The organism is Nocardioides nematodiphilus, assembly GCF_020216525.1.
Taxonomy (GTDB): domain Bacteria; phylum Actinomycetota; class Actinomycetes; order Propionibacteriales; family Nocardioidaceae; genus Nocardioides; species Nocardioides nematodiphilus.
Genome location: NZ_JAIWOY010000006.1, coordinates 92,249 through 117,819 on the forward strand (window position 1 = coordinate 92,249; position 25,571 = coordinate 117,819).

Annotated in this window: 24 protein-coding genes; 14 read left to right on the top strand and 10 right to left on the bottom strand. The window is 70.1% G+C overall.

The window, feature by feature from the left end; all coding sequences use genetic code 11:
- Positions 1 to 65: 65 nt before the first annotated feature.
- The gene (locus tag KSO98_RS11680; RefSeq protein WP_225285767.1) at positions 66 to 284 is read left to right on the top strand and encodes an SCO4848 family membrane protein; all 219 of its coding nucleotides are present in this window, start codon (positions 66 to 68) and stop codon (positions 282 to 284) included.
- A 227-nt stretch (positions 285 to 511) separates the two neighbouring features.
- On the opposite strand, the gene KSO98_RS11685 is transcribed toward KSO98_RS11680, so the two are convergent.
- The 4 genes from KSO98_RS11685 to KSO98_RS11700 form a co-directional block, all read right to left on the bottom strand.
- On the bottom strand, positions 512 to 1,255 hold the full coding sequence (locus tag KSO98_RS11685) for a succinate dehydrogenase/fumarate reductase iron-sulfur subunit (protein ID WP_225285768.1): 744 nt from the start codon (positions 1,253 to 1,255) through the stop codon (positions 512 to 514).
- Entirely contained in the window at positions 1,252 to 3,285 is a 2,034-nt protein-coding gene (locus tag KSO98_RS11690) for a fumarate reductase/succinate dehydrogenase flavoprotein subunit (protein ID WP_225285912.1), read from the bottom strand. The genes KSO98_RS11685 and KSO98_RS11690 overlap by 4 nt, the downstream gene beginning before the upstream one ends.
- A gap of 42 nt (positions 3,286 to 3,327) precedes the next feature.
- Positions 3,328 to 4,041 (bottom strand): succinate dehydrogenase cytochrome b subunit, encoded by a 714-nt coding sequence (locus KSO98_RS11695; RefSeq protein WP_225285769.1) that lies wholly within the window; start codon positions 4,039 to 4,041, stop codon positions 3,328 to 3,330.
- 93 nt (positions 4,042 to 4,134) lie between these two features.
- Complete coding sequence (locus KSO98_RS11700; RefSeq protein ID WP_225285770.1) at positions 4,135 to 5,175, bottom strand: glycosyltransferase; 1,041 nt, start codon at positions 5,173 to 5,175, stop codon at positions 4,135 to 4,137.
- 137 nt (positions 5,176 to 5,312) lie between these two features.
- Here KSO98_RS11700 and KSO98_RS11705 point away from each other — a divergent pair, with 137 nt between their 5' ends.
- The gene (locus KSO98_RS11705; protein WP_225285771.1) at positions 5,313 to 5,750 is read left to right on the top strand and encodes a YlcI/YnfO family protein; all 438 of its coding nucleotides are present in this window, start codon (positions 5,313 to 5,315) and stop codon (positions 5,748 to 5,750) included.
- Between the two features lie 4 nt (positions 5,751 to 5,754).
- Here the strand turns inward: KSO98_RS11705 and KSO98_RS11710 are convergent, their stop codons facing one another.
- On the bottom strand, positions 5,755 to 6,741 hold the full coding sequence (locus KSO98_RS11710; protein WP_225285772.1) for an SPFH domain-containing protein: 987 nt from the start codon (positions 6,739 to 6,741) through the stop codon (positions 5,755 to 5,757).
- Between the two features lie 91 nt (positions 6,742 to 6,832).
- Here KSO98_RS11710 and KSO98_RS11715 point away from each other — a divergent pair, with 91 nt between their 5' ends.
- Together KSO98_RS11715 and scpA are read left to right on the top strand one after the other, a co-directional pair.
- Positions 6,833 to 8,554, top strand: coding sequence for a methylmalonyl-CoA mutase family protein (locus KSO98_RS11715; protein ID WP_225285773.1), 1,722 nt, complete (start codon positions 6,833 to 6,835; stop codon positions 8,552 to 8,554).
- Positions 8,555 to 8,607: 53 nt separating this feature from the next.
- Positions 8,608 to 10,695 (top strand): methylmalonyl-CoA mutase, encoded by a 2,088-nt coding sequence (scpA, locus tag KSO98_RS11720; protein ID WP_225285913.1) that lies wholly within the window; start codon positions 8,608 to 8,610, stop codon positions 10,693 to 10,695.
- A 132-nt stretch (positions 10,696 to 10,827) separates the two neighbouring features.
- On the opposite strand, the gene KSO98_RS11725 is transcribed toward scpA, so the two are convergent.
- The 3 genes from KSO98_RS11725 to KSO98_RS11735 form a co-directional block, all read right to left on the bottom strand.
- Complete coding sequence (locus KSO98_RS11725; RefSeq protein WP_225285774.1) at positions 10,828 to 12,150, bottom strand: permease prefix domain 1-containing protein; 1,323 nt, start codon at positions 12,148 to 12,150, stop codon at positions 10,828 to 10,830.
- Positions 12,150 to 12,563: a PadR family transcriptional regulator gene (locus tag KSO98_RS11730; RefSeq protein ID WP_225285775.1), complete on the bottom strand. Its 414-nt coding sequence runs from the start codon at positions 12,561 to 12,563 to the stop codon at positions 12,150 to 12,152. Before KSO98_RS11730 ends, KSO98_RS11725 begins: the two co-directional genes overlap by 1 nt.
- 144 nt (positions 12,564 to 12,707) lie before the next feature.
- On the bottom strand, positions 12,708 to 12,920 hold the full coding sequence (locus KSO98_RS11735; RefSeq protein WP_225285776.1) for a hypothetical protein: 213 nt from the start codon (positions 12,918 to 12,920) through the stop codon (positions 12,708 to 12,710).
- 52 nt (positions 12,921 to 12,972) lie between these two features.
- Between KSO98_RS11735 and KSO98_RS11740 the strand changes: the two genes are divergently transcribed.
- A complete protein-coding gene (locus tag KSO98_RS11740; protein ID WP_225285778.1) occupies positions 12,973 to 13,380 on the top strand; it encodes a TIGR03618 family F420-dependent PPOX class oxidoreductase in 408 nt (135 codons plus the stop codon).
- 10 nt (positions 13,381 to 13,390) lie between these two features.
- Here KSO98_RS11740 and KSO98_RS11745 read toward each other — a convergent pair whose 3' ends face one another.
- Positions 13,391 to 14,005, bottom strand: a complete 615-nt coding sequence (locus tag KSO98_RS11745) for a TetR/AcrR family transcriptional regulator (protein ID WP_225285780.1) — start codon at positions 14,003 to 14,005, stop codon at positions 13,391 to 13,393.
- A 112-nt stretch (positions 14,006 to 14,117) separates the two neighbouring features.
- Between KSO98_RS11745 and KSO98_RS11750 the strand changes: the two genes are divergently transcribed.
- The 8 genes from KSO98_RS11750 (at position 14,118) to KSO98_RS11785 (ending at position 23,787) form a co-directional block, all read left to right on the top strand.
- Positions 14,118 to 15,602 (top strand): MFS transporter, encoded by a 1,485-nt coding sequence (locus tag KSO98_RS11750; protein ID WP_225285782.1) that lies wholly within the window; start codon positions 14,118 to 14,120, stop codon positions 15,600 to 15,602.
- Between the two features lie 86 nt (positions 15,603 to 15,688).
- Positions 15,689 to 16,690 (top strand): methylmalonyl Co-A mutase-associated GTPase MeaB, encoded by a 1,002-nt coding sequence (meaB, locus tag KSO98_RS11755; RefSeq protein ID WP_225285784.1) that lies wholly within the window; start codon positions 15,689 to 15,691, stop codon positions 16,688 to 16,690.
- A gap of 119 nt (positions 16,691 to 16,809) precedes the next feature.
- A complete protein-coding gene (locus tag KSO98_RS11760) occupies positions 16,810 to 17,913 on the top strand; it encodes a BMP family lipoprotein (RefSeq protein WP_225285786.1) in 1,104 nt (367 codons plus the stop codon).
- A 112-nt stretch (positions 17,914 to 18,025) separates the two neighbouring features.
- On the top strand, positions 18,026 to 19,561 hold the full coding sequence (locus tag KSO98_RS11765) for an ABC transporter ATP-binding protein (protein WP_225285788.1): 1,536 nt from the start codon (positions 18,026 to 18,028) through the stop codon (positions 19,559 to 19,561).
- Positions 19,558 to 20,790, top strand: a complete 1,233-nt coding sequence (locus tag KSO98_RS11770) for an ABC transporter permease (protein WP_225285789.1) — start codon at positions 19,558 to 19,560, stop codon at positions 20,788 to 20,790. Before KSO98_RS11765 ends, KSO98_RS11770 begins: the two co-directional genes overlap by 4 nt.
- The gene (locus KSO98_RS11775; protein WP_225285790.1) at positions 20,787 to 22,064 is read left to right on the top strand and encodes an ABC transporter permease; all 1,278 of its coding nucleotides are present in this window, start codon (positions 20,787 to 20,789) and stop codon (positions 22,062 to 22,064) included. The genes KSO98_RS11770 and KSO98_RS11775 overlap by 4 nt, the downstream gene beginning before the upstream one ends.
- The gene (locus KSO98_RS11780; RefSeq protein WP_225285791.1) at positions 22,051 to 22,485 is read left to right on the top strand and encodes a cytidine deaminase; all 435 of its coding nucleotides are present in this window, start codon (positions 22,051 to 22,053) and stop codon (positions 22,483 to 22,485) included. The genes KSO98_RS11775 and KSO98_RS11780 overlap by 14 nt, the downstream gene beginning before the upstream one ends.
- Positions 22,486 to 22,494: 9 nt before the next feature.
- Entirely contained in the window at positions 22,495 to 23,787 is a 1,293-nt protein-coding gene (locus KSO98_RS11785) for a thymidine phosphorylase (protein ID WP_225285792.1), read from the top strand.
- Between the two features lie 202 nt (positions 23,788 to 23,989).
- Here the strand turns inward: KSO98_RS11785 and KSO98_RS11790 are convergent, their stop codons facing one another.
- Complete coding sequence (locus tag KSO98_RS11790) at positions 23,990 to 24,445, bottom strand: MaoC family dehydratase (RefSeq protein WP_225285914.1); 456 nt, start codon at positions 24,443 to 24,445, stop codon at positions 23,990 to 23,992.
- A gap of 42 nt (positions 24,446 to 24,487) precedes the next feature.
- On the opposite strand from KSO98_RS11790, the gene KSO98_RS11795 reads away from it, so the two are divergent.
- The gene (locus KSO98_RS11795; protein WP_225285793.1) at positions 24,488 to 25,555 is read left to right on the top strand and encodes an adenosine deaminase; all 1,068 of its coding nucleotides are present in this window, start codon (positions 24,488 to 24,490) and stop codon (positions 25,553 to 25,555) included.
- Positions 25,556 to 25,571 lie beyond the last annotated feature (16 nt).

The following is a 25,571-nucleotide window of genomic DNA, read 5'->3' on the forward strand; positions in this document are numbered from 1 at the left end:
TGGCACGACCATCCGCGGGCCCTCGTGCTCCGGCCGGCCCTGGGGCGCCCGGATAGGTTGGCCGCATGACGAAGAAGGACGGCGCCCTGCTGCTCGGCATCGGGGTCTGGAACATCGGCATCTGGGGCAACTTCGCCCGCAACCTCCGCCGCACGGCCGCGGACCCGACGCAGGACCGCCCGCGCGCCTACTACATCGCGCATGCCGGCCTGATCGTCGCGAACACCGCGATCGGCGGGCTGCTGATCGGCAAGGGGGCCGGCGCCCTCGCGGCCAAGAGCTGACCCGGCCCAAACGGTCACGGTGACCTTTCCAAACGGTCACGGTGACCTTTTGCGCCGAGAGTGACAGTTCAAAGGGTCACTCTCACCCCGAAAGGTCACGGTGACCCTTTGCGGCGCGGCGCCGGCCCGAATCAAGCGCGGTGCTCTTCTCGCAGCAGCAGGCACCGTAGACAGCACGAAGGGCCGCCCCAGCGGGGAGCGGCCCTTCGTACGGTGCTGCTAGGTGCTCAGTAACCCTGCTTGATCGAGTCGCGCAGGTCCTTGTTGAGCTGGGAGATCACGTCGAGCGGGATCTCCTTGGGGCACGCCGCGGCGCACTCACCGATGTTGGTGCAGCCGCCGAAGCCCTCGTGGTCGTGCTGGGCGATCATCGTGGCGACGCGGGAGTACCGCTCGGGCTGGCCCTGCGGCAGCTCACCGAGGTGGGTGATCTTCGCGCCGAGGAACAGCGAGGCCGAGCCGTTGGGGCACGCCGCGACGCACGCGCCGCAGCCGATGCAGGTCGCCACGTTGAAGGCGCGCTGCGCCTTGTCGCGGGGCGCCGGCACCGAGTTCGCCTCGGGGGCCGAGCCGGTGTTGGCCGAGATGTAGCCACCGTTGGCGATGATCCGGTCGAACGCGGAGCGGTCGACGATCAGGTCCTTGACGACCGGGAACGGGTCGGCGCGCCACGGCTCGATGGTGATGGTGTCACCGTCGTTGAAGGACCGCATGTGCAGCTGGCAGGTCGTGGTGACCTCGGGGCCGTGCGCCTGACCGTTGATCATCAGGGAGCACATGCCGCAGATGCCCTCGCGACAGTCGGAGTCGAACGCGATCGGCTCCTCGCCCTGGTGCAGGAGCTGCTCGTTGAGCAGGTCCAGCATCTCCAGGAACGACATGTCGGAGGACACGCCATCGAGCGTGTACGTGTGCATCGCACCGGCAGCGGTGGCGTTGGCCTGCCGCCAGATCTTGAGGGTGAGGTTCACTTGTAGCTCCGCTGCTTCATCTCGATGGCGGTGTAGATCAGGTCTTCCTTGTGCAGGACGGGATTGTGGCCCTCCAGGGAGTCGCCACCCCACTCCCACGCAGCGACGTAGGCGAACTCCTCGTCGTGACGCAGCGCCTCGCCCTCGGGCGTCTGCGACTCGGCGCGGAAGTGGCCACCGCAGGACTCGCGGCGGTTGAGCGCGTCGATGCACATCAGCTCACCGAGCTCGATGAAGTCGATCACGCGACCGGCCTTCTCGAGGTCCTGGTTGAGGGAGTCGGCCGAGCCGAGCACCTTCACGTTGGTCCAGAACTCGGCCTTGAGGGCGCGGATCTTGGCGATGGCCTCGGTGAGGCCCTCCTTGGTCCGCTCCATGCCGCAGTACTCCCACATGATCTGACCGAGCTCCTTGTGGAAGGACTCGACCGATCGGGTGCCGTTGATCGACATGAACCGCTCGATCTGCGCCTCGACGCCCGCGCGGGCCTCGAGGACGGCCGGGTGGTCCTCGGCGATCTTCTCGAACGGGCCGTCGGCGAGGTAGTCGCGGATGGTGTTCGGGAGGACGAAGTAGCCGTCCGACAGGCCCTGCATCAGTGCCGAGGCACCGAGGCGGTTGGCGCCGTGGTCGGAGAAGTTGGCCTCGCCGGCGCAGAACAGGCCGTCGATGTTGGTCTGCAGGTCGTAGCCGACCCACAGGCCGCCCATGACGTAGTGCACGGCCGGGTAGATCCGCATCGGGCCGGCGTACGGGTCCTCACCGGTGATGCGCTCGTACATGTCGAGGAGGTTGTCGTACTTCTCCTCGATGGCGGCCTTGCCCAGGCGGGCGATGGCGGCGGTGAGGTCGAGGTACACGCCACGGCGACGCTTGACCGGGTTGCCGTCCGTGTCGGTCTCGTCGACCTCAGGACCGACGCCGCGACCCTCGTCGCACATGTACTTGGCGGCACGCGACGCGATGTCGCGGGGGACCAGGTTGCCGAAGGACGGGTAGATGCGCTCCAGGAAATAGTCGCGGTCCTCCTCGGGGATGTCCCGCGGGTCCTTGGCGCAGTCCTCGGCCTTCTTGGGCACCCACATGCGACCGTCGTTGCGCAGCGACTCCGACATCAGGGTCAGCTTCGACTGGTGCGCGCCGGTGACCGGGATGCAGGTCGGGTGGATCTGCGTGTAGCAGGGGTTGGCCATGTAGGCGCCCTTGCGGTGGGCACGCCATGCGGCGGTGACGTTGGAGCCCATCGCGTTGGTCGACAGGTAGTAGACGTTGCCGTAGCCGCCGGTCGCCAGGACGACGACGTCGGCCAGGTGGGTCTCGATCTCGCCGGTGACCATGTCGCGGGCGATGATGCCGCGGGCCTTGCCGTCGACGATGATCACGTCGAGCATCTCGTGACGCGAGTACGGGGTCACGGTGCCGGCCGCCACCTGGCGCTCGAGCGCCTGGTAGGCGCCGAGCAGCAGCTGCTGGCCCGTCTGGCCACGCGCGTAGAACGTACGGGAGACCTGGACGCCGCCGAAGGAGCGGTTGTCGAGGAGGCCGCCGTACTCGCGGGCGAACGGGACGCCCTGCGCGACGCACTGGTCGATGATGTTCGCCGAGACCTCGGCGAGGCGGTAGACGTTCGACTCGCGGGCGCGGTAGTCGCCGCCCTTCACGGTGTCGTAGAAGAGGCGGTAGACCGAGTCGCCGTCCTCCTTGTAGTTCTTCGCCGCGTTGATGCCGCCCTGGGCCGCGATCGAGTGCGCGCGACGGGGGGAGTCCTGGTAGAAGAACGACTTGACGTTGTAGCCGGCCTCGCCGAGCGTCGCGGCGGCAGCGCCACCGGCGAGCCCGGTGCCGACGATGATGATGTCCAGCTTGCGGCGGTTGGCCGGGTTGACCAGGCGGTTGTCGAACTTGCGGTTGGTCCAGCGGTCCTTGATCGGACCGGTGGGGGCCTTCGGGTCGACGAGCTTGTCGCCCAGCGTGTAGAAGCCGGCCGCGTCGTCGGAGACCTGGACGGAAGGCTCGTTGTGAGCGACCAGGCCAGAGAGGTCTGCAGTGGAGGAAGCCACGGTGTGTGTCCCTTACTTGGTGATGACGCCGAAGGCGATGAACAGCGGAACCAGCGAGAAGCCGCCGGCGATCACGATCGCGACCGCCCAGCCGGCGATCCGCGCACGGGCGCGGGAGGTGGCGGTGTTGGTCATGCCCAGGGTCTGCAACGAGCTGAACGTGCCGTGGTGGAGGTGGAACCCGAGCGCGATCATGGCGAGCAGGTAGATGACCGTCATCCACCAGGCGCTGCCGTGGAAGGCGTTGTAGAGGAGGTTGAACGGATCCTCGTTGCCCGTCGAGCCGTCCGTGATGTCGATCTTCACGATCGTGAACTGCAGCAGGTGCCAGATCACGAAGAGCAGGATCGTGAGCCCGCCCCAGCGCATGGTGCGGCTGGAGAGCGAGGACGCGACGTTCTTCTTGACCTGGTACTTGGTGCTGCGGGCGCGGCTGGCGCGCCGCCACAGCGCCACGGCCGCCGCCACGTGCACGATCAGGGAGACGATCAGGACGGCCCGGATGATCCACAGCGCACCGCTGCGAGGAAGCATCGGGGTGCCCAGCGTCCGCAGGTGCTCTGCATATTCGTTGTAGGCATCGTGGCCCGCGAAGGCCTTCAGATTGCCGTACATGTGCAGGAGCACGAAGAGGATGAAGATGATCCCGCTAGCGGCCATGGCCAGCTTCAGCGCGATCGTCGAGCGCGTCGCGCGCACTCCCTTGACGAGTTCGGTCGTTGCCACGAAAGGGCACGTTACCGCGATCACAGGCGACCGAGCAGTCGGGGTGGGTGTGACATAAGCCCGGTTAGGACACCCTTATCGGAATCCGGGAACTCACGCCGGAGCGAGAACGTACGGGCCGACGAGCTCGTCGACCGCGTCGCGCCAACTGCGGGCGAGTGCCACCTCGCGGCCGCGCTCCCCGAGGAGGCCGCGCTGCGGGTCGGCGGCGACGGCCGCGATCGCGTCGGCCAGGCCGCGCTCGTCCGTCGGGTCGTAGAGCAGCCCGGTCTCGAGATGGCGGACCACGCCGACCGCGCCGCCGGCCCGCGGTGCGATGACGGGCAGTCCGCTGGCGCCGGCCTCGCGCAGCGAGTGCGAGCAGGTCTCGGCCGTGCCGGGGTGGACGAGGACGTCGAGGGAGGCGACCGCGGTGGCCAGGTCGCCCGCGGTCAGCGCTCCGGTGAAGCGGGCGTCGGGCAGCCGCTGCTCGAGCCAGCCGCGCTGGGCGCCGTCGCCGATGATCACCGGGCGTACGTTCCTGCTGGCACGCAGGTCGGCGAGCTGACGTACGCCGTGCCGCTTGGCGAGCGCGCCGACGTACCCGACCACGACCTGACGGCCCTGTGGCCGGCTGGCGCGCGACCACTTCTCCGCCAGCCACGGATCGCGCAGCGACGGCGCGAACGCGGCTCCGTCGACGCCAGGCAGCCACAGCTCGGCCTCGACGTCGAGCTCGGCCAGGCGTTCGACCATCCATCGGGCGGTGACGACCAGGTGGTCGGCGCGATCCGCGACCCGGCTGCGCCAGTACTCGGCGGTCGCCTCCGCCACGGGTGCCTGCTGGACGGCGATGGTGCGCAGCCCGAGTTCGCGGGCGTGCTTGAGCGCCTTGCGCCCGAGCCGGCCCGGGTTGATCACCTGCACGAGGTCCGGCTCGAAGTCGGCGAGCGCGTCGCGCACCTGGCCCCCGGGCTTGGCGACCGGGTTGACCCGGACGACGCGGCTGCGGTTGTAGCTCGGCAGACCCGGCCCGGGTGCGATGAAGCGTACGTCGTGGCCGGTCTCGATCAATCGGTCGGCGATCGCCTTCACCGTGGTGGTGGCGCCGTCGGTCGCGGGGTAGAACGTGTCGGTCACCAGAGCGATGCGCATGCACCCAGGGTGGGTCAGGCGGGTGTGCGTCGGACCAGCCGTGGATGGACGTCGGGTGAACTCTCACGCGGCAGCTCCGGCTGCGCCACGATCAGGCCATCACCGGACCCCGAGGCGCCTTCGCCGCGCCGCGGCGCGTGGTGCTCGCCCTCGCGATCGGCTCGTTCTCGATCGCGGCGCTGATGGGGATCATCGCGCTGGTCGGGGGCGGCGGCTTCGGCGAGACGCAGGCGTCGCTGCTGCTGACCGCGGCGGGTCAGCGCGGGGGCTGGGTCCTCGATGGGACGCTGCTCGCGTCGAGCCTGCTCGCCCTCATCGTGATCGCGCAGGTCCTCTCCGGTGACAGCAACGAGGTCGCGTTGCGTGTCACGGGCATCCTCGGGATCCTCGACGTCCTCGGTGCGGTCGTCACGATCGGTCTGGCCCGCTTCGGAGCTCGCCCGCCCGTACGGCTCTCGGGCGTGCTGGCCCTCCCGCCGGACCTGCGCGCGGCCCTCGACGACCGCGCGGACGCGACCGGCCGCCCGAGTGCCGATCTCCTGGCAGACGCCGTCCGGAGCTACCTGCGCGACTGAGTGGTCACTTCGTGCTGGCGGCTCCGCCGGGCAGGACGAGGTTGCTGCCGGCGCCCGGCCAGCAGGAGAAGCCGGCCGGGATCGCCTGGCCGCCCTTGACCATCTCCTCCAGCGTGTCGAGACACTTGCTGACCAGGACGTTGGGGTCCTTGGAGACGGAGTCTGCGAGAGCCTTGTTCGCCGCGGCCTCGGCGGTCGCGGTCTTCTGCCGCTGCTCGGCGATCCGGGTGTTGCCGACCTCGGCCTGGTAGGCGTTGATCTTCGCCTGGGTGGTGTCGGCGAGCCGCAGGAACGACATCGTGACGGAGTCGATGATGATCTGGGCGCGGCCGCGGTTCATCGCGGCGAGGCGCTCGCCCATCTGGGTCGCGATCTGCTTGCTGAAGTCGTCCAGGTTCGGCGCGGCGCTGATCTCGGTGTTGTCCTTGACGCTGTTCGCGGCCTCGTTGACGTTGGCGAGCGGGTTGAACGCGCCGAGGACGTCGTTGACGGCGCCCTTGAGCTGGGTGACGACGAGGCTGTCGCGGATGGTCGCGTTGACGTCGTTGCTCCGGTAGTTCTGGAACAGCGAGCTCGCCTCGTCGGGGGCGATGTGCCAGCGGATCGTGAGGTCGGCGCAGGCGGTCGAGGAGTCCCCGATGCGGACCTGGATGCAGTGGTCGCCGGCGAACTCGTCGGGCTGGATCGCGGCGTCCATCTCCGTCACCTTCTGCCACGGCGCCTTCAGGTGGACGCCGTTGGGCAGGTCCCGGCCGGTCGGCTTCCCGAACGACGTCACGACGCCCACGTCCTTGGTGCCGACCGTGGTGACGCAGTCCGCGACCACCCAGATGACGGTGAGCACGGCGATGGCGACGAGCCCGAGGCCGATCACCCGGCCGCTGCGCGGCGCGGCGCCGTCAGCGGTGGCGCGCCTGCCCTTGGCGCTGGTGCGCTGCCACACGATGACGCCGACCACGGCGAGGATGACGAGAACGATCAGGAAGCCCACCGCGCGGACTCTACGTCCTGCGAGCCGTACCCGTTGGTAGGAAAGGTCACATCCTGTGGCGGACGCCACGCAGGCTCCCTAAGGTGCGCCCATGACCTCCATCGAGCTGACGCAGCCCGAGGACGCGCACACCCGCGAGGAGTGGGAGCGTGGAGCCGCCGGCGTCCTGCGCAAGAGCGGCCGCCTCACCGAGGGCGACCCCGACTCGGCCGTCTGGGCGAAGCTGACCCGGACCACCCTCGACGGGATCGGTGTCACGCCCCTCGGCGTGCCCGGTGGTGAGACGTCCCCCGTACGCCCGAGCCGTGCCGGCGCCTGGGACATCCGCTCCATGATCGCCGACCCGAACGCCAAGCGCGCCAACGAGGCCGCGCTGGTCGACCTCGACGGCGGCGTGACGTCGCTGTGGCTCTCGGCCGACACCGACACCGACCTGGCGACCACCCTCGACAAGGTGCTGCTCGACCTCGCCCCCGTGGTGCTGGACGCGCCGAGCGCGCCGCTCGCCGTCGCGAAGGCGTTCCTCGCGTACGCCGACGACCGCGGCGTCGACCCGCACCCCGCGACGAACCTGGGCTTCGACCCGATGGGCGCGGGCATCCGCGGCCTCGGGGAGCCCGGCGAGAACGATGACCACTCCGCGTCGATCGTCGAGATCGCGAGCCTGGCCCGCAAGGCCGGCGTCCTCGCCCTGATCGCCGACGCCACCGCGGCCCACGACCTCGGCGCGAGCGACGCCCAGGAGCTCGGCTACGGCATCTACGTGGCCACTACCTACTTGCGCGCGCTGGTCGACGGCGGTCTCACCGTCGACGAGGCCGCGCCGCTCATCGAGTTCCGCTTCGCCGCCACCGACGAGCAGTTCCCGACGATCGCCAAGCTGCGCGCTGCCCGCCGGCTCTGGGCCCGCGTGCTGGAGCTCTCCGGCGCCGCGCCCGGCCACACCGCGCGCATCCACGCGACCACGTCGCGACCGATGCTGAGCAAGTACGACCCGTACGTGAACATGCTGCGCGGCACCGTCGCGGCCTTCGCCGCTGGCGTCGGGGGAGCCGACGCGGTCACCGTGCTGCCGTTCGACTCCGCCAACGGTCGCCCCGAGGCGTTCGGGCGCCGGATCGCGCGCAACGTCAACCACCTGCTCATCGACGAGTCCCACGTCGCCGCGGTCGCCGACCCGGCCGGTGGCGCGTACGCCGTGGAGCAGCTCACCAACGACGAGGCCGCGGCCGGCTGGGCGCAGTTCCAGCAGATCGAGGCCGAGGGCCTCGGCGCCCTCACCGAGCGGATCGCCGCGGTCGTGGCCAAGCGCGAGGCGGAGATCGCCAAGCGCAAGCGTCCGCTGACCGGCGTCTCGGAGTTCCCGAACCTCGCCGAGGAGCTCCCGGTCCGCGAGGCCGATCCGCTCAATGACGCGGTCCGCCGCTACGGCGCCTCGTACGAGGCCCTGCGCGATGCGCCCGCGAGCGAGCCGGTCTTCCTGGCGACGATGGGCACCATCGCCCAGCACACCGCTCGCGCGACCTTCGCGTCGAACCTCTTCGCCGCCGGCGGCGTCGCCGTCGACGTGGCCGGCCCGACCGCCTCGGCCGAGGACCTGGTCGCGGCCTACCGCGGCCAGAAGGTGGTCTGCCTGGCCGGCACCGACGGCGCCTACGCCGAGTGGGGCCAGATCGCGGCCGACGCGCTGCGCGCCGGCGGCGCCACCCGCGTGATCATCGCGGGCAAGGCCACCGACTACGCCGACGACAACTGCGCGATGGGCATCGACGCCCTCGCGTTCCTCAACCGCACGAGGGAGGCGCTCGCATGAGCATCCCGGATTCGTTCGCTGACCTTCCACTGTCGGACCCGTCCCGTTGGCAGATGGGCTGGGGCGACCAGCCCGAGCCCTGGACCTCGCCCGAGGGCATCGACATCAAGCCGCTCTACACCGCGGCCGACCTCGAGGGTCTCGACGGCCTCGACACGTGGCCGGGCCTGAGCCCGTTCCTGCGCGGCCCGTACCCGACGATGTACACCTCCCAGCCGTGGACCATCCGGCAGTACGCCGGCTTCTCCACCGCTGAGGAGTCCAACGCGTTCTACCGTCGCAACCTGGCGGCCGGTCAGAAGGGCCTCTCCGTCGCCTTCGACCTGGCCACCCACCGCGGTTACGACTCGGACCACCCGCGCGTGCGCGGCGACGTCGGCATGGCCGGGGTCGCCATCGACTCGATCTACGACACCCGCACCCTGTTCGAGGGCATCCCGCTCGACGAGATGTCGGTCTCGATGACGATGAACGGCGCCGTCCTCCCGGTGATGGCGCTCTACATCGCTGCCGCCGAGGAGCAGGGCGTGAAGCCCGAGCAGCTCGCGGGGACCATCCAGAACGACATCCTCAAGGAGTTCATGGTCCGCAACACCTACATCTACCCGCCCGCCGGGTCGATGCGGATCATCTCGGACATCTTCGGCTACACCGCCCAGCACATGCCGCGGTTCAACTCGATCTCCATCTCCGGCTACCACATGCAGGAGGCCGGGGCGACCGCCGACCTCGAGCTGGCGTACACGCTGGCCGACGGCGTCGAGTACATCCGCGCCGGCATGGCCGCGGGCCTCGACATCGACGCCTTCGCGCCGCGCCTGTCGTTCTTCTGGGCCATCGGGATGAACTTCTTCATGGAGGTCGCCAAGATGCGGGCGGCCCGCGCGCTCTGGTCGCGCCTGGTCCGTGAGTTCGAGCCGAAGAACGCCAAGTCCCTGTCGCTGCGCACCCACTCGCAGACCTCCGGCTGGTCGCTGACCGCGCAGGACGTCTTCAACAACGTCGGGCGTACGGCCATCGAGGCGATGGCGGCGACGCAGGGCCACACCCAGTCGCTGCACACCAACGCCCTCGACGAGGCGATCGCGCTGCCGACCGACTTCTCCGCCCGGATCGCGCGCAACACCCAGCTGCTGCTGCAGCAGGAGTCGGGCACGACCGGCACGATCGACCCGTGGGGCGGCTCCTACTACGTGGAGAAGCTGACCCACGACCTGGCCGAGCGCGCCTGGGCCCACATCCAGGAGGCCGAGGCCGCCGGCGGCATGGCCAAGGCGATCGAGCAGGGCATCCCGAAGATGCGCATCGAGGAGGCCGCGGCCCGTACGCAGGCCCGGATCGACTCGGGCCAGCAGAAGGTCATCGGCGTCAACACCTTCAGGCTGCCCGTCGAGGACAAGCTCGACGTGCTCAAGGTCGACAACGACGAGGTCTACCGCCAGCAGATCGCCAAGCTCGAGCGGCTGCGCGCCGAGCGCGACCCGCAGGCCGTCGAGGACGCGCTGCGCGACATCACCGGCGCGGCGGAGAAGGGCACCGGCAACCTGCTGGAGCTGGCCGTCAACGCGGCCCGCGCGAAGGCCACCGTCGGTGAGATCAGCGACGCGATGGAGAAGGTGTGGGGACGCCACCAGGCGGTCATCCGTACGATCTCCGGCGTGTATCGCGATGCCTCCGGCGAGGCCGGCAACGTCCAGGCCGTGCTCGCCGCCACCGAGGAGTTCGAGGAGGCGGAGGGCCGCCGCCCGCGCATCCTGGTGGCCAAGATGGGCCAGGACGGGCACGACCGCGGCCAGAAGGTCGTCGTCTCCGCCTTCGCCGACCTCGGCTTCGACGTCGACGTGGGCCCGCTCTTCTCCACCCCGGAGGAGGTCGCCCAGCAGGCCGTCGACGCCGACGTCCACATCGTGGGTGTCTCCTCCCTCGCGGCCGGACACCTGACGCTGCTGCCTGCCCTCAAGCAGGCGCTCGCGGACCAGGGCCGGCCGGACATCATGATCGTCATCGGCGGCGTCATCCCGCCCGATGACGTGGCGACGCTGAAGGAGATGGGCGCCGCGGAGGTCTTCCTCCCCGGCACGGTCATCGCCGACTCGGCGCTCGACCTGCTCACGCGCCTGCGCGCCCAGCTCGACGGCTGAGCGGGGCTGCCCAGCGCCAAAGGGTCACCGTGACGGTTGCGAACCGTCACGGTGACCTTTTGCGTTGGGGGTGACGGTTCAAAGGGTCACTCTCGTCGCGAACCGTCACGGTGACCTTTTGCGGCCGACGGTTCAAGCGAAGCCGAAGACCGGCGGCAGCACGCAGACGACCGCGGCCGCCCACACGCCGTAGAGCGGTAGGTACGTCGTCTGCCAGCGCTCGAGCTCGACCAGGCTTCCTCGGCCGAGGGCGAACCGGCCGCCGAGCCAGGCCGACCGCACCAGGTTGACCAGGATCACCAGGTTGAGCCCGAGCGCGGCCACCTTGTTGGCCGAGGCGCCGAACTCCGCGATCCGGGCCGTCATCGCGACCAGCACGATCAGGTCCACGCCGATCGCGGCGACCAGCATCGCCACCTGGAGCCGGTCGAAGAGTCCGGCCGCGCGCTCAGGGGCCCGGGCGGAGACGGCGTAGAGCCACAGCCCGAGCACGAGGACGAGGATGAGCGCCATCAGGACGAGCAGGTCGCGGCCGCCGTCGATGACCCGTGGTCGCGCGATGAAGCCACCCAGCACCGCGATCAGCAGCGCGAGGGTGAGTGGGGTGAAGACCAGCGTCAGCACCGGCGCGATGTTCTCGATCACGGCCTGCTTGGCCTCGACGAGCCAGGCCGCGACCAGGACAGCGCCGGCGGCGCCGCAGGGTAGGACCCAGGTCGCGAGCACGGTCGTCGGATCCACCCCGATGGCGTTGAAGATCCCGGCGGTGAGGCCGACCAGGACGCCGCCGCCCAGTGCGATCAGCGTGTAGTAGACGATCCACTCGCCGGTGAAGCGGACGAAGTCCATCCGGCGCTCGTGGGAGCGCCAGTCGCCCCCGGCGTACGCGATGCCCACGGTGAGCCATAGCGCGACCGGTGCGTGCAGGATCGCCAGCACCCCGGTCGCGCCGCCGTCGTCGAACGGCAGCAGGCCCAGCAGCAGCCCGGAGACCACGAAGACCGCGGTCAGCACGCCGGCGACGGGCGGTCGCAGCCGGCGCTTCCAGGCGAAGTAGGCGGTGAGGAACGGCAGCACCCCGACAGCGGCCAGCCGCAGGGCCACCTCGTCGGGGAGCAGCGCGATCCCGAGCCGTACGACCAGGGCCGCCCCGACCGCGAGCGCCAGCACGACGGCGACCTCGCGGCGCTCAGGACCGGCGGGCTCGGCCACCGGCAGGAGCTGCTTCCACAGTCGCTCGGAGTGGACCCGGGCGAACTCGCGGGAGATGTCGTCGACCCGTCCCATCCGCTTGATGGCGATCAGGAAAGCCTCGTCGTCGTCGAGTCCGGCCGCTGCCAGGTCAGCCACCTGATCCTGCAGGTGGCCCTCCATCTCGGCGATGTCGTCGGCGGCCAGGGTCGGTTGCGCGCTCGCGTACGCCCGCCAGCGCGCGAACTCCTCCTCGATGCCCATCACGCACCGCCGAGGGACGGCTCGCCCCCGAGATCGCCGCCGAGATCGCCGCCGAGATCGCCGCCGAGATCGCCGAAGCGGTCCCAGATCCGCTCCAACGCCTCGCTGACCACCTGCCACTGTCCGTGTCGCTCGGCGAGGGCGGCGCGCCCGGTCGCGGTGATCGCGTAGACCTTGCGCCGCCGGCCCGTCTCCGACACCCCCCAGGCGGCGGCGACCTGGCCGCTGCGCTCGAGGCGGTGCAGCAGGGGGTAGAGCATCCCGTCGGTCCAGGCCAGTCGGCCACCCGAGAGCTCGGTGATCTTCTTCAGGATCGCGTAGCCGTGGCTCTCCTCCTCGGCGAGGATGCCGAGCACGAGCGGCGTCGCGGAGGCGGCGACCAGGTCCTTGTCGATGCGGAGCGGCGTACTCATACCTAGGAGTGTGAGGTATCAACCCCTAGCAGTTCAAGGGGTGTCCTCGACGGGACGGCCGGTGTCGCGCACGAGATAGAGCCAGGGGAACGCCTTGCAGCCGATCTGCCAGCCGTCCTTCTCGTAGCGGCTCGGTGCCCTGACCTAGGCCACGCGCCGGTGCTCCCAGCGGGTGTCGGTGCGGACCATCCGGTGACTGAGCAGCCCGGCGCCGACGGTGCGCCAGCCGAGGTTGCCGGCCGCCTCGAGCTCGGCCATCTCGTCGAAGGCGGTGACCGGCCCGAGGGTGCGCTCCTCGGGGCCGACCGGCCTCTCTGTCGTCGCTCCGAACCCCTTCTGCGCCGCTTGACGCGTCATGCCGAGCGCCTCGCCCGGGAAGAACGCGGCGCTCGGGTGCTTTGATCAAGGCATGACCAACATCTTCGACCTCGTCCCCGAGACGCACCACGACCTGCTCGAGGCCACCTGGGCCGCGGCGCTCGTCACCCTCGACGCGCAGGGCCGCCCCCAGACCACGGCGCTGTGGTTCCTCGCCGACCGCGAGGACGGCGAGCTCAAGATCTCGCTCTCCGACGGCCGGGTGAAGTTCAAGCACCTCCAGGCGAATCCGGAGGTGGACTTCTTCATCGTCTCGCCGGCCAACCAGTTCCACACCCTCGAGGTCCGCGGCACCGTGACGCTGGCGCCGGACGAGGGACGCGTGCTCGCGGGCAAGGTCGGCGCGAAGTACGACGCCGACCTCGCCGGCTTCGACGGCCCGGGGGAGTCGCGCTACGTGGTCACGCTCACCCCGCGTCGCGTCGTCACCAACGGCTGAGCCGACGAGCTCAGAAGCGGCCGTAGATCAGGCGCAGGATGGCCTCGGCGAGCTCGTCGAGGCCATCGGCGACCTCGGCCTCGGGCATCTCGGCGAGCTGGGCGAGGCGGGCCTCGCGCACCGCCTCCACGAGCCCGGCCAACGTGGTGGCGTCGATGCCGGCGGGCGCGAGCCCAGCGGCCCGATCGCGCTCGATCTTCGCGGCGAGGCCGGTGATGAAGCGCTGCTGGATCCGGTCGACGAACTCCACCAGCGGCTCGTACGTCTCGCCGTATCCCTGCAGTGAGCAGGCCATGATCGGCCGGTTGTCGCGCCAGATCGACTCGGCGCCGACCAGCTGCTCGCGCAACGAGTCGCGGCTCTGGCCGTCGGTCCCGAGCCAGTCGTGGGTCTGGGCGAAGCTGTCGCCGAGCTCCTCCATCAAGCGCGCCAGGACGGCGTGCTTGGACGGGAAGTAGAAGTAGAAGGACGTGCGCGAGATGCCGGCGGCCTGGGTGATGTCGTCGATCGTCACCGCCGCCATGGTCTTCTCAGCGAGCAGGGCCCGGACGGCGTCGAGGATCAGCGCCTCACGCTCGTCGCCCTTGCTGCGGCCCGTCCGCCGCCGCGCGCCCACGTCACTCATGCGACCAACCTTAGGCCAGGGCGGGGCGCCGGCCACGTCCTGACCGCGCTGTGATCGACGATACGTCGACAAAAATCGACAGTGTGTCGATTAACGCCGTACGGTGGTCGTCATGTCCTCGTTCGCGCCCTCGCACCCGACGCACGACCGGCGGGTCTCGCCGGCTCTGGTCCTGACGACCATGGCCGTTGCGGTCTTCCTGCTCTCGATGATCCAGACGCTGGTCGTCCCGGTCCTGCCCCAGATCGGGCTCCAGCTCGGCGTCTCCGCGACGACCGTCGGCTGGGTCACCACCGCGACGATGCTGACCGCGTCGGCGGTCACCCCGCTGCTCGGCCGCCTCGGTGATGTCTACGGTCACAAGCCGGTCATCGTCGCCGCCCTCGTCGTCACATTGGTCGGCAGCGTCATCGCCGCGACCACCCACGACATCAGCCTGCTGATCCTCGGCCGGGTGCTCCAGGGCGCCAGCTTCGGCCTGTTCCCGCTGGCCATCAGCGTGCTGCGCCACGAGATGCCGGTCGAGCGCCTCACCGGCTCCATGGCGGTCACCGCCTCCGCGCTCGGCGTGGGCTCCGGCGTCGCGCTGGTCGCCACCGGTCTGCTCACCCGCGGTGACGCCGACTACCGCCGCATCTTCTGGCTGACCGTCGTCATGACGGTCCTGGTGCTGGCGCTCGCCATCGCGTCCCTGCCGCACCGTGCCGGCCAGGGCGGGCGCGTCGACTACCTCGGCGCCGGTGTCCTCGGGCTCGGCCTGGTGGCGCTGCTGCTGCCGATCTCCCAGGGCCACGAGTGGGGCTGGGGATCGGTCCGCGTGATCGGCCTCTTCGTCACCGCCGTGATCGTCCTCATCGCCTTCCTCGCCCTGCAGGCCCGCAGCGCAGCGCCGCTGGTCGCGATCAAGCTGCTCTCGCACCGCCCGGTGCTGGCGACCAACCTCGCCAGCATGTTCGTCGGGTTCGCGATGTTCAGCGTCTTCCTCGGAGCCACCTACTTCGTCCAGTCGCCCGAGCAGATCGACGGCTTCGGCTTCACCGCCAGCGTGCTGCGCACCAGCGTCGTCTTCATGCTCCCCGGTGCCGTCGTCGCGATGCTGATGGGCCCGATCGCGGGACACCTCGTCGGCCGGATCGGGCCGCGCCTCGTGCTGCTCGGTGCCAGCCTGCTCGGCCTGGTCGGCATGGTCCTGCTCGCGGCGGTGCACGAGACCACTGCCGAGGTGATCGTCGCCCTGGTGATCGCCAACGCCGCGATCGCCACCGCCTACGCCGCGATGCCGGCGCTGCTGGTCATGAACGTCGCGCCGCACGAGACCGGCATCGCCAACTCGATCAACTCGATCATGCGCACCGTCGGCGGTGCGATCGGCAGCGCCGTGGTGATCACGATCCTGGCCGGCGAGGTCGCCGTCCACGCGATTCCGGGCGGCTCGATCGCGCTGCCGACCGAGGGTGCGTACGTCACCGCCTTCGTCCTCGGCGCGGTCTCCTTCGCGTTCGCCGCGCTCCTCGCCGCCTTCGGGATCGGTCGCCAGCCGCACGTGAGTGCCGACGAGCTGGCAGCGGAGGAGCTCGAGGCGCTGATCAGCGCCTGATCGCACCGACTCCGATCGGCGGAGGCGCTCGCCCTGGTGCGGCGCCTCCGCCGATCGCGCTCCGTACCCGCCGGTAGGGTGGCGCCGTGTCTGACGACCTCGTGACCCAGCTCGCCGACGGCATCCGTGAGCAGAAGCGGGCCGCGGTGGCGCGCGCCATCACGCTCGTGGAGTCGACCAAGCCGGCACACCGCGAGCAGGCGCGTGCACTGCTGACCGCGCTCGCGGAGACCCACTCGGCTGCGGACAGCAGCGCCGTGCGCGTCGGCATCTCGGGCGTGCCCGGGGTCGGCAAGTCCACGTTCATCGAGGCTCTCGGGACCCTGCTCACGAGCCAGGGCCACAAGGTCGGCGTGCTCGCGGTCGACCCGTCCAGCGTCCGTACGGGCGGCTCCGTGCTCGGCGACAAGACCCGGATGGCGCGGCTCAGCGTCGACCCCCACGCCTTCATCCGTCCCAGCCCGAGTGCGGGCACCCTCGGCGGCGTCGCGCGGGCGACCGTGCAGGCGATGACCGTCCTGGAGGCGGCGGGGTACGACGTGATCCTGGTCGAGACCGTCGGCGTCGGCCAGTCCGAGGTCACCGTCGCCGGGATGGTCGACACCTTCCTCTTCCTCACCATCGCCAACACCGGCGACCAGCTGCAGGGCATCAAGAAGGGCATCCTCGAGATCACAGATGTGGTCACGGTCAACAAGGCCGACCCCGAGGACGAGGCGCGGGCGCAGCAGGCCCGGGCCGCCGCGCGCGAGCTCTCCGGCGCGCTGCGGCTGGTCCGGGGCAAGGGGGAGTGGGTCCCGCCGGTCGTCACCGCGTCGGGCCTGACCGGTCACGACGTCTCCGGCGTCTGGGAGCAGGTGCTCGCCCATCGCGCGCACCTCGGCGAGGCCGGCCTCCACGCCAAGCGCGCCGAGCAGCAGCTCGAGTTCACCTGGGCGCTGGTCCGCGACGAGCTCGACCAGCGGCTGCGGCACAGCCCCGGGGTGCGCGCGATCCGCGACGAGATCCGTACGACCGTGCTCAGCGGAGAGCTCCCGGCGACCGTCGCGGCCGACCGCCTTCTGGCGGCGTACGACGCCCCTGAGTAACCACTCGATAACGAACGTGTTTCGTCCGCGCATTGCGGTGTCGTGGGGTCTGAGGAAGTCCTAGGGTGACGCCTATTAGTGCGGCGCCGGCGGGGCGGCCGCAACTCTGAGGAGGACCTGTGCGTCACATTGCCAAGACCATTGCCGCGATGGGCGCCGTCGCGCTGATCGCGGCCGGCTGCTCGAGCAAGGCGGACGACAACTCCGCCGACAACGGCTCCGCGGCTGCGCCGACCACCGCTGCTGCTGCCGCCAAGATCAAGGCGTGCATGGTGCTCGACATCGGCGGCGTCGACGACAAGTCGTTCAACCAGGCGTCCTGGGACGGCCTGCAGGCCGCGGCCAAGACCAACCCGAACATCACGCCCGGCTACGTCGCCTCGAACTCGGCCAACGACTACACCCCCAACCTGACGGCACAGACCAACGGCGGCTGCGACACCGTCATCGCCGTCGGCGGTCTCATGACCGACAACGTCGCCAAGATCGCCAAGGCCAACCCCGACCAGCACTACGCGCAGATCGACAGCTCCTCGTCCGCGCCGAACGTCTACGGCCTGGAGTTCAACACCGCGCAGGGCGGCTTCCTCGGCGGCTACGTCGCGGCGGCGATGTCCAAGTCCGGCGTCGTCGGCACCTGGGGCGGCCTCAACATCCCGCCGGTGACGATCTACATGGACGGCTTCTGGGAGGGCGTCCAGTACTTCAACAAGCAGAACAACAAGAGCGTCAAGGTCCTCGGCTGGGACGAGGGCAACCAGAAGGGCGGCACCTTCTCGCAGTCCTTCACCGACCAGAACAAGGGCAAGGCCCTCACCATGGCGATGGTCCAGCAGGGTGCTGACGTCGTCTTCCCGGTCGCCGGTGGCGCCGGTCTGGGCGCGGGTGCCGCGGCCGAGGCCTCCAACGGCAAGCTCAACCTGATCTGGGTCGACACCGACGGCTACGAGTCGGCCGCCCAGTACGGCAAGTACTTCATCACCTCGGTGACCAAGGGCCTCTCGCAGTCCGTCCAGGACTACATGAAGCAGGTCGACCCGGCCAAGAAGAGCTTCCCGTCCGGCAACTGGATCGGCACCCTGCAGAACGGTGGCACCGGCCTCGCGCCGTTCCACGACTTCGACTCCAAGGTCCCGTCGGACGTCAAGGACGCCCTGTCGAAGATCACCTCGGACATCGAGTCGGGCGCCATCAAGATCACCTCGCCCAGCCAGCCGAAGTGATCGCCTCGCTGATCTGATCCACCAGTACGCGTAACGTCGCGGGGGAGTCCGGATGGGCTCCCCCGCGACGCGTCTCTCCCGACTAGGGTGAGGACCGACCAAGGGAGGTGCGGTGAAGCTCGAACTTCGAGGAATCACCAAGCGCTTCGGCTCTTTGACCGCGAACGATCACATCGATCTGGTCGTCGAGCCGGGCGAGATCCATGCACTGCTGGGCGAGAACGGCGCCGGCAAGAGCACGCTGATGAACGTCCTGTACGGGCTCTACCAGCCCGACGAGGGCGAGATCCTGATCGACGACGTCCCGGTGACGTTCGCCGGCCCCGGCGACGCGATGGCCGCCGGCATCGGCATGGTGCACCAGCACTTCATGCTGATCCCGGTCTTCACGGTCGCCGAGAACATCGAGCTCGGCCACGAGCGTGTCCACGGCATCCTGCCGCGCATCATCGGCCGGCTCGACCGCAGGCGCGCTCGCCGCGAGGTCCAGGAGATCTCCGAGCGGTACGGCCTGGCCGTGCCTGTCGACGCGCTGGTCCAGGACCTCCCCGTCGGCGTCCAGCAGCGCGTCGAGATCCTCAAGGCGCTCGTCCGCGACGCCAAGGTCCTCATCCTCGACGAGCCGACCGCCGTGCTCACACCCCAGGAGACCGACGACCTGATGAAGATCATGGTCGCGCTCAAGGAGAGCGGCACCGCGATCGTCTTCATCACGCACAAGCTGCGCGAGGTTCGCGCGGTCGCCGACAAGATCACCGTGATCCGTCGCGGCAAGGTCGTCGGCACGGCCTCCCCGGACTCCACGCCCGCCGAGCTCGCCTCCCTGATGGTCGGCCGCCCGGTCAAGCTCAACGTCGACAAGGAGCCGGCGCAGCCCGGCGGGGCGGTCGTCGAGGTCGAGGGCGTACGGATCCTCGACGACGGCGGTGCCGTCACCGTCGACGACGTCAGCTTCACCGTGCGCGGCGGCGAGATCTACGCGCTCGCCGGCGTCCAGGGCAACGGCCAGACCGAGATCACCGAGGCCCTCGTCGGCCTCGAGAGCGTCGACGCCGGCCGGATCTCGGTCGCCGGGGCCGACGTCACCCGGATGTCGACCGACCACATCCTCGGCCTCGGAGTCGGCTACGTCCCCGAGGACCGGCTTCACGACGGCCTCGTCTCGAGCTTCTCGGTCGCCGAGAACATGGTGCTCGACCTCTACGACCAGGCCCCGTTCTCGGGCCGGCTCAACCTCGACCTCAAGCACATCGCGGCACACGCGGAGCAGAAGGTGGAGGAGTTCGACGTACGGACCTCCTCGATCGGCCACGCCGCCTCCACGCTGTCGGGCGGCAACCAGCAGAAGGTCGTGCTGGCGCGCGAGATGTCGCGCCCGCTCAAGCTCCTGATCGTCGCCCAGCCGACCCGCGGACTCGACGTCGGGTCGATGGAGTTCGTGCACAAGCGGATCGTCGCCGAGCGCGACAACGGCGCTGCGGTCATCCTCGTCTCCAGCGAGCTCGACGAGGTCCTCGGCCTCGCCGACCGGATCGGCGTGATGTACCGCGGCAAGATCATCGGTGAGGTCCCAGCCGGGACGGATGCAGAGGAGATCGGCATGCTCATGGCCGGCCAGACCGCTGAGAACGGAGAGACCGCCTCGTGAGCACGACCGCACCCGTCGCGACGCCCGAGACCCCGGCGCCCGCGCCGGCGAAGAGGCATCGCAGCCAGGCGTGGGACACCGCCCTGGTCACCCTGCTCTCCTTCGTCACGGCGCTGGTCATCGGCGCGATCCTGATCGCCATCGCCGACCGGCAGACCCGTGACTCCTTCCAGTACTTCGGGCACTACCCCGGCGACACCTTCCGGTTCGCCTGGTCGGCGATCTGGCACACGTACCAGGCGCTCTTCTACGGTGCCGTCTACAACCCGAACACCGCCTCCCACGGCACCCTCGTCGGCTACCTCGGCCCGATCTCGGAGACCCTGACCAACGCCACCCCGCTGATCGCCGGCGGCCTCGCGGTGGGCGTCGCCTTCCGGGCCGGTCTGTTCAACATCGGCGGCCAGGGCCAGATCATCATCGGCGCCGTCTTCGCCGGCTTCGTCGGGTTCCACTGGCACCTGCCCGCCGGGATCCACCTGGTCGCGGCGGTCGTCGCGGGACTCATCGGCGGCGCGCTGTGGGGCGGCCTGGCCGGTCTCCTCAAGGCCCGCACCGGAGCACACGAGGTCATCACGACGATCATGCTCAACTACGTCGCGATCAACCTCCTCGGCTACCTGCTCTCGGTGCGCGGCTTCCAGGCACCGCCGTACGGCCAGGCGATCGCCAACCCGGTCGACTCGAACGCGCAGCTGCCGCTGCTCCTCGGCGACAGCATGCGGGTCCACGCCGGCCTGCTGCTCTCGATCGCGGCCGCGGTGGTCGTGTGGTGGCTGCTGACGTACAGCCGGCTCGGCTTCCGGCTCCGGGCCGTCGGCGCCAACCCCGCCGCCGCCCGTACGGCCGGCATGAGCGTCGAGAACAGCTACGTCGTCGTGATGCTGATCAGCGGCGCGCTGTGCGGCCTCGCCGGCGTCTCGCAGGTGCTCGGCACCAACCCGGCCATCACCGGCGACATCGACAGCGGGATCGGCTTCGACGCCATCACGGTCGCGCTGCTCGGCCGGGCCAACCCGGTCGGCACCGTCTTCGCCGGCCTGCTCTTCGGCGGCCTGCGCGCCGGCAGCCCGCTCATGCAGGCGTACGCGCCCAACGAGCTGGTCCAGGTCATCCAGGCCCTGATCGTGCTGTTCATCGCCGCGCCCGCGGTGATCCGGGCGATCTTCCGACTCAAGACCTCCGGCACCTCCGTCGGCGCCGATCTCGCGAAGGGGTGGAACGGATGAGCACCACGGCTCCCGTCGAGGACCTGACCGTCGACCACGAGGTCGTCGACACCACGCTCAGCTCGCGCTCGCGCATCCTGCGCGCGATCGCGTACGCCGTACTCGGCCTGATCTCGCTCGTCTGGCTCGGCACGGCCGTCGACGGCGGCACCGCCCACCTGGTCTTCGACGGCCACACCGTCGGGCTGCCGGCGAAGGCCACCGTCATCGTCGTCGGGATCGTCATCCTGGCGATCGCGGCCTGGCAGGGTGTGCGCGGCTTCGGCCGCCGGGCGACGCCGTGGGCCGCGGGCATCGCGTTCCTGCTCTTCATGGTGGCGTTCTTCTCCTGGGTCTCGACTCAGGGCACGAACCCCGCCATCGACGTCGTCGGCCTCCTGCAGAACTCGATCGCGCTTTCGGTGCCGCTGATCCTGGGCGCCCTCGCCGGCGTGATGTGCGAGCGCTCCGGCGTCATCAACGTCGCCATCGAGGGCCAGATGCTCGCCGGCGCCTGGGCCGCGGCCCTGGTCGGCTCCGTCGCGGTCACCTGGGTCGGCCTCTTCGGCGCGCTCGCGGCCGGGGCTTTCATGGGTGTCCTGCTGGCGCTCTTCTCGATCCGCTACCTGGTCAACCAGGTCGTCCTCGGTGTCGTGCTCAACGTGCTGGCCGCCGGCCTGACCGGCTTCCTCTTCGACGCGTTCATGGCCAACGACTCCGAGAAGTTCAACCAGCCCGGCGTGCTGGGCGAGATCGACATCCCGCTGCTGCACTCGATCCCGATCATCGGGCCGCTGTTCTTCGAGGCCAACATCGTGGTGTACCTGACGTACATCCTGATCTTCGGTGTCGACGTCGCGCTCTTCCGTACCCGTTGGGGCCTGCGCACCCGCGCGATCGGCGAGCATCCCAAGGCGGCCGACACGGTCGGCATCAAGGTGCTCGCGCTGCGTTACCGCAACGTGCTGATCGGCTCGGCGATCGCCGGCCTCGGCGGTGCCTACTTCACGATCGGCTCGGTCGGCGGCTTCGCCAAGGGCATCACCTCGGGCAACGGCTTCATCGCGCTCGCCGCGGTGATCTTCGGCCGCTGGTCCCCGCGGGGCGCGACGGCCGCGGCGCTGCTGTTCGGCTTCGCGATCGCGCTGCAGAACAACCTGTCGATCAACACCCACGCGATCCCGTCGTACCTGCTGGCGATGCTGCCCTACGTCGCGACGATCATCGCGGTGGCCGGTCTGGTCGGGAAGGTCCGCGCGCCCGCCGCCGACGGAGAGCCCTATGTCAAGCAGTGACGCGGAGCCGGAGGCTGGCATCGTCGACGTCTGGGCGGGCCTGCGGGCCGCAGCGGTCGCGGCGGCGCAGCAGGCGTACGCCCCGTACTCCGGCTTCTCGGTCGGCGCCGCGGCGCTGGTCGACGATGGTCGGATCGTGCGCGGGTGCAACGTCGAGAACGCCGCGTACGGCGTCACGCTGTGTGCCGAGTGCGGGCTCGTCTCGCAGCTCCACCTGAGCGGCGGGGGCAGGCTGACGCACTTCCTGTGCGTCGGCGCCTCGCTTCAGGAGGAGCCCGACCTGATCATGCCGTGCGGTCGCTGCCGCCAGCTGCTGTGGGAGAACGGCGGCGCCGGGCTCGTGGTCCTCACCCCGTCGGGGGAGCGGACCATGGCCGACGTGCTGCCCGATGCCTTCGGACCAGAGAACCTGAAGAAGTGAGGACCTGAGATGAGCAACGCCGGTCATGACGTCATCGAGGTGATCCACACCAAGCGCGACGGTGGGGAGCTGAGTGACAGCCAGATCGACTGGGTGATCGCCGCCTACACCGACGGCCGCGTCGCCGACGAGCAGATGGCCGCGCTCAACATGGCGATCCTGCTGCGCGGGATGAACCGTCGCGAGATCGCGCACTGGACCGCCGCGATGATCGCCTCCGGCGAGCGGATGTCGTTCGACGCGCTGTCGCGCCCGACCGCGGACAAGCACTCGACCGGGGGAGTGGGCGACAAGATCACCCTGCCCCTGGCGCCCCTCGTCGCCGCGTGCGGCGTCGCGGTGCCGCAGCTCTCGGGCCGCGGACTGGGCCACACGGGCGGGACGCTGGACAAGCTCGAGGCGATCCCCGGCTGGCGGGCCTCGATCTCCAACGAGGAGATGTTCGCCCAGCTCGAGTCGGTCGGCGCGGTCATCTGCGCGGCCGGGGCCGGGCTCGCTCCGGCCGACAAGAAGCTCTACGCGCTGCGCGACGTCACCGGCACCGTCGAGTCGATCCCGCTCATCGCCTCGTCGATCATGTCCAAGAAGATCGCCGAGGGGACCGGTGCGCTGGTCCTCGACGTGAAGGTCGGCTCCGGTGCCTTCATGAAGAACCTCGACGATGCCCGCGAGCTCGCCCGGACGATGGTCGACCTCGGCCTCGACGCCGGGGTGCACACGGTCGCGCTGCTCACCGACATGGCGACGCCGCTCGGCCTGACCGCCGGCAACGCGCTCGAGGTGGCGGAGTCGGTCGAGGTGCTCGCCGGCGGTGGTCCGGCTGACGTGGTCGAGCTGACGGTTGCGCTCGCCCGAGAGATGCTGCTCGGCGCCGGCGTACGTGACCTCGACCCGGCCGACGTGCTCGCCTCGGGCCGTGCGATGGACGCCTGGAACGCGATGATCGCCGCCCAGGGTGGCGACCCCTCGGCGGCGCTGCCGGTGGCCCGCGAGCAACACGTCGTGACGGCGCCGTCCTCAGGTGTGCTGACCCGCCTCGACGCGCTCTCGGTCGGGCTGGCCGCCTGGCGCCTCGGTGCCGGTCGCGAGCGCAAGGAGGACCCGGTGCAGCTGGGCGCGGGCGTCGTGTGGCACGCGCGCCCCGGCGATCCCGTACGGGCCGGCGAGCCGCTCTTCACGCTGCACACCGACACGCCCGAGCGTTTCGATCGGGCCCTGGCGGCGCTCGAGGGCGGCTGGGACGTCGCGCCCGAGGGCACCTCGTACGAGCCCTCGCCGCTCATCCTCGACCGGATCAGCTGAGAATGCCGCCGGCCGCTCGTCGCCGGCGGATGCGCCGCGGCGCTATATAGATGAGCACGTTCGCGCGGCGTCGCGATGTGCTCGTCTTTATAGGGGCCTATAAAGACGAGCACGTTCGTCTATACGGATGAGCACGTGGTCTATGTGCTCATCCGTATAGCGGCGCGCGAGCCGCCGTAGCGGTCGCGGTCGCGCCTGCGGCTCACTCGGAGAGGAGCAGCACCAGCGTCTCAGCGACGCAGGCCGGCTTGGCCTCGCCCTCGATCTCGACCGTGTACGAGATCGTGACCTGCAGGCCGGCCGGGATGGTCGCGACGTCGGAGAACACCGCCGAGCCACGGATCCGCCTGCCCACGAGCAGGGGGTTCGGGAAACGGACCTTGTTCAGCCCGTAGTTGAGCTTCGCGCCCGGCGTCTCGAGGGAGAAGATCTGCGAGCCGAGCCACGGCACTAGCGAGAGCGTCAGGTAGCCGTGCGCGATGGTGCCGCCGAACGGTCCGCTCTTCGCGCGATCCACGTCCACGTGGATCCACTGGTGGTCACCGGTCGCGTCGGCGAAGGCGTCCACGCGGTCCTGGGTGATCTCGACCCAGTCGGTGCTGCCGAGCGGCTCGCCCTCGGCGGCCGCGATCTCGTCGAACGTGGTGAAGGTGCGCATGTCCATGCCCCCTGGGTGGAACGTCCTGCTTGGATGGGTCCCATGCAACCTACCGGTGAGCAGATCCTCCAGGCACCGAAGGTGCTCCTCCACGACCACCTCGACGGCGGCCTGCGTCCCGCGACGATCATCGAGCTCGCAGCCGGCATCGGCCATGCGCTGCCAGCGACGACACCCGAGACCCTGGCGGACTGGTTCGCGGAGAGCGCCGACTCCGGATCGCTCGAGCGCTACCTCGAGACCTTCGCTCACACCGTCGCCGTGATGCAGACCGCCGATGCCATCACGCGGGTCGCGCGGGAGGCGGTGGAGGACCTCGCGGCCGACGGCGTCGTGTACGCCGAGATCCGCTACGCCCCCGAGCTGCACGTCGACGGCGGACTCGAGCTGGAGGAGGTCGTCGCGGCGGTGCAGCGCGGCTTCGACGAGGGCATGGCCGCCGCCGACGGCACGATCGTCGTACGCCAGCTGCTGACCGCGATGCGTCAGGCCGCGCGTGCCTCCGAGATCGCCAAACTCGCCATCGAGTGGCGCGAGCGCGGCGCGGCCGGCTTCGACATCGCCGGGCCCGAGGCGGGCTTCCCGCCCACCCGCTTCCTAGCCGCCTTCGAGCTGCTGGCCGCCGAGAACGTGCGCTACACGATCCACGCCGGCGAGGGCTTCGGGCTGCCCTCGATCTGGGAGGCCGTGCACCCGTGCGGCGCCGACCGGCTCGGCCACGGCGTCCGGATCGCCGAGGACATCACCGTGGGGGCCGACGGCACCGCCGCCCTCGGCAAGCTGGCGGCGTACGTCCGCGATCGGCGCATCCCGCTCGAGATCTGCCCGCGCTCCAACGTCCAGACCGGCGCCGCGGCCTCGATCGCCGAGCACCCGATCGGGCTGCTCGCCGACCTCGGCTTCCGGGTCACGGTCAACACCGACAACCGGCTGATGTCACGCACCTCGATGAGCATCGAGATGCAGGGCCTCGTCGACGAGCTCGGCTGGGACCTGGCCCAGCTGGAGAAGGTCACCGTCAACGCGATGAAGTCAGCGTTCCTGCATTACGACGAGCGGGTCGACCTCATCCACCGGATCAAGGAGCGGTACGCCGCCCTGCGCGGGTGACGCAGGGCCGAGTCGG

Excerpts from the sequence above, each read along its gene's own strand:
- KSO98_RS11775 (WP_225285790.1), top strand. The coding sequence starts at position 20,787 with ATGAGCACCACGGCTCCCGTCGAGGACCTGACCGTCGACCACGAGGTC.
- KSO98_RS11680 (WP_225285767.1), top strand. The coding sequence starts at position 66 with ATGACGAAGAAGGACGGCGCCCTGCTGCTCGGCATCGGGGTCTGGAAC.
- KSO98_RS11730 (WP_225285775.1), bottom strand. The coding sequence starts at position 12,563 with ATGAGTACGCCGCTCCGCATCGACAAGGACCTGGTCGCCGCCTCCGCG.
- KSO98_RS11790 (WP_225285914.1), bottom strand. The coding sequence starts at position 24,445 with ATGCGCACCTTCACCACGTTCGACGAGATCGCGGCCGCCGAGGGCGAG.
- KSO98_RS11725 (WP_225285774.1), bottom strand. The coding sequence starts at position 12,150 with ATGGGCATCGAGGAGGAGTTCGCGCGCTGGCGGGCGTACGCGAGCGCG.
- KSO98_RS11785 (WP_225285792.1), top strand. The coding sequence starts at position 22,495 with ATGAGCAACGCCGGTCATGACGTCATCGAGGTGATCCACACCAAGCGC.
- KSO98_RS11715 (WP_225285773.1), top strand. The coding sequence starts at position 6,833 with ATGACCTCCATCGAGCTGACGCAGCCCGAGGACGCGCACACCCGCGAG.
- KSO98_RS11740 (WP_225285778.1), top strand. The coding sequence starts at position 12,973 with ATGACCAACATCTTCGACCTCGTCCCCGAGACGCACCACGACCTGCTC.
- KSO98_RS11735 (WP_225285776.1), bottom strand. The coding sequence starts at position 12,920 with ATGACGCGTCAAGCGGCGCAGAAGGGGTTCGGAGCGACGACAGAGAGG.
- KSO98_RS11795 (WP_225285793.1), top strand. The coding sequence starts at position 24,488 with ATGCAACCTACCGGTGAGCAGATCCTCCAGGCACCGAAGGTGCTCCTC.
- scpA (WP_225285913.1), top strand. The coding sequence starts at position 8,608 with ATGGGCTGGGGCGACCAGCCCGAGCCCTGGACCTCGCCCGAGGGCATC.
- KSO98_RS11750 (WP_225285782.1), top strand. The coding sequence starts at position 14,118 with ATGTCCTCGTTCGCGCCCTCGCACCCGACGCACGACCGGCGGGTCTCG.
- KSO98_RS11700 (WP_225285770.1), bottom strand. The coding sequence starts at position 5,175 with ATGCGCATCGCTCTGGTGACCGACACGTTCTACCCCGCGACCGACGGC.
- KSO98_RS11745 (WP_225285780.1), bottom strand. The coding sequence starts at position 14,005 with ATGAGTGACGTGGGCGCGCGGCGGCGGACGGGCCGCAGCAAGGGCGAC.
- KSO98_RS11780 (WP_225285791.1), top strand. The coding sequence starts at position 22,051 with ATGTCAAGCAGTGACGCGGAGCCGGAGGCTGGCATCGTCGACGTCTGG.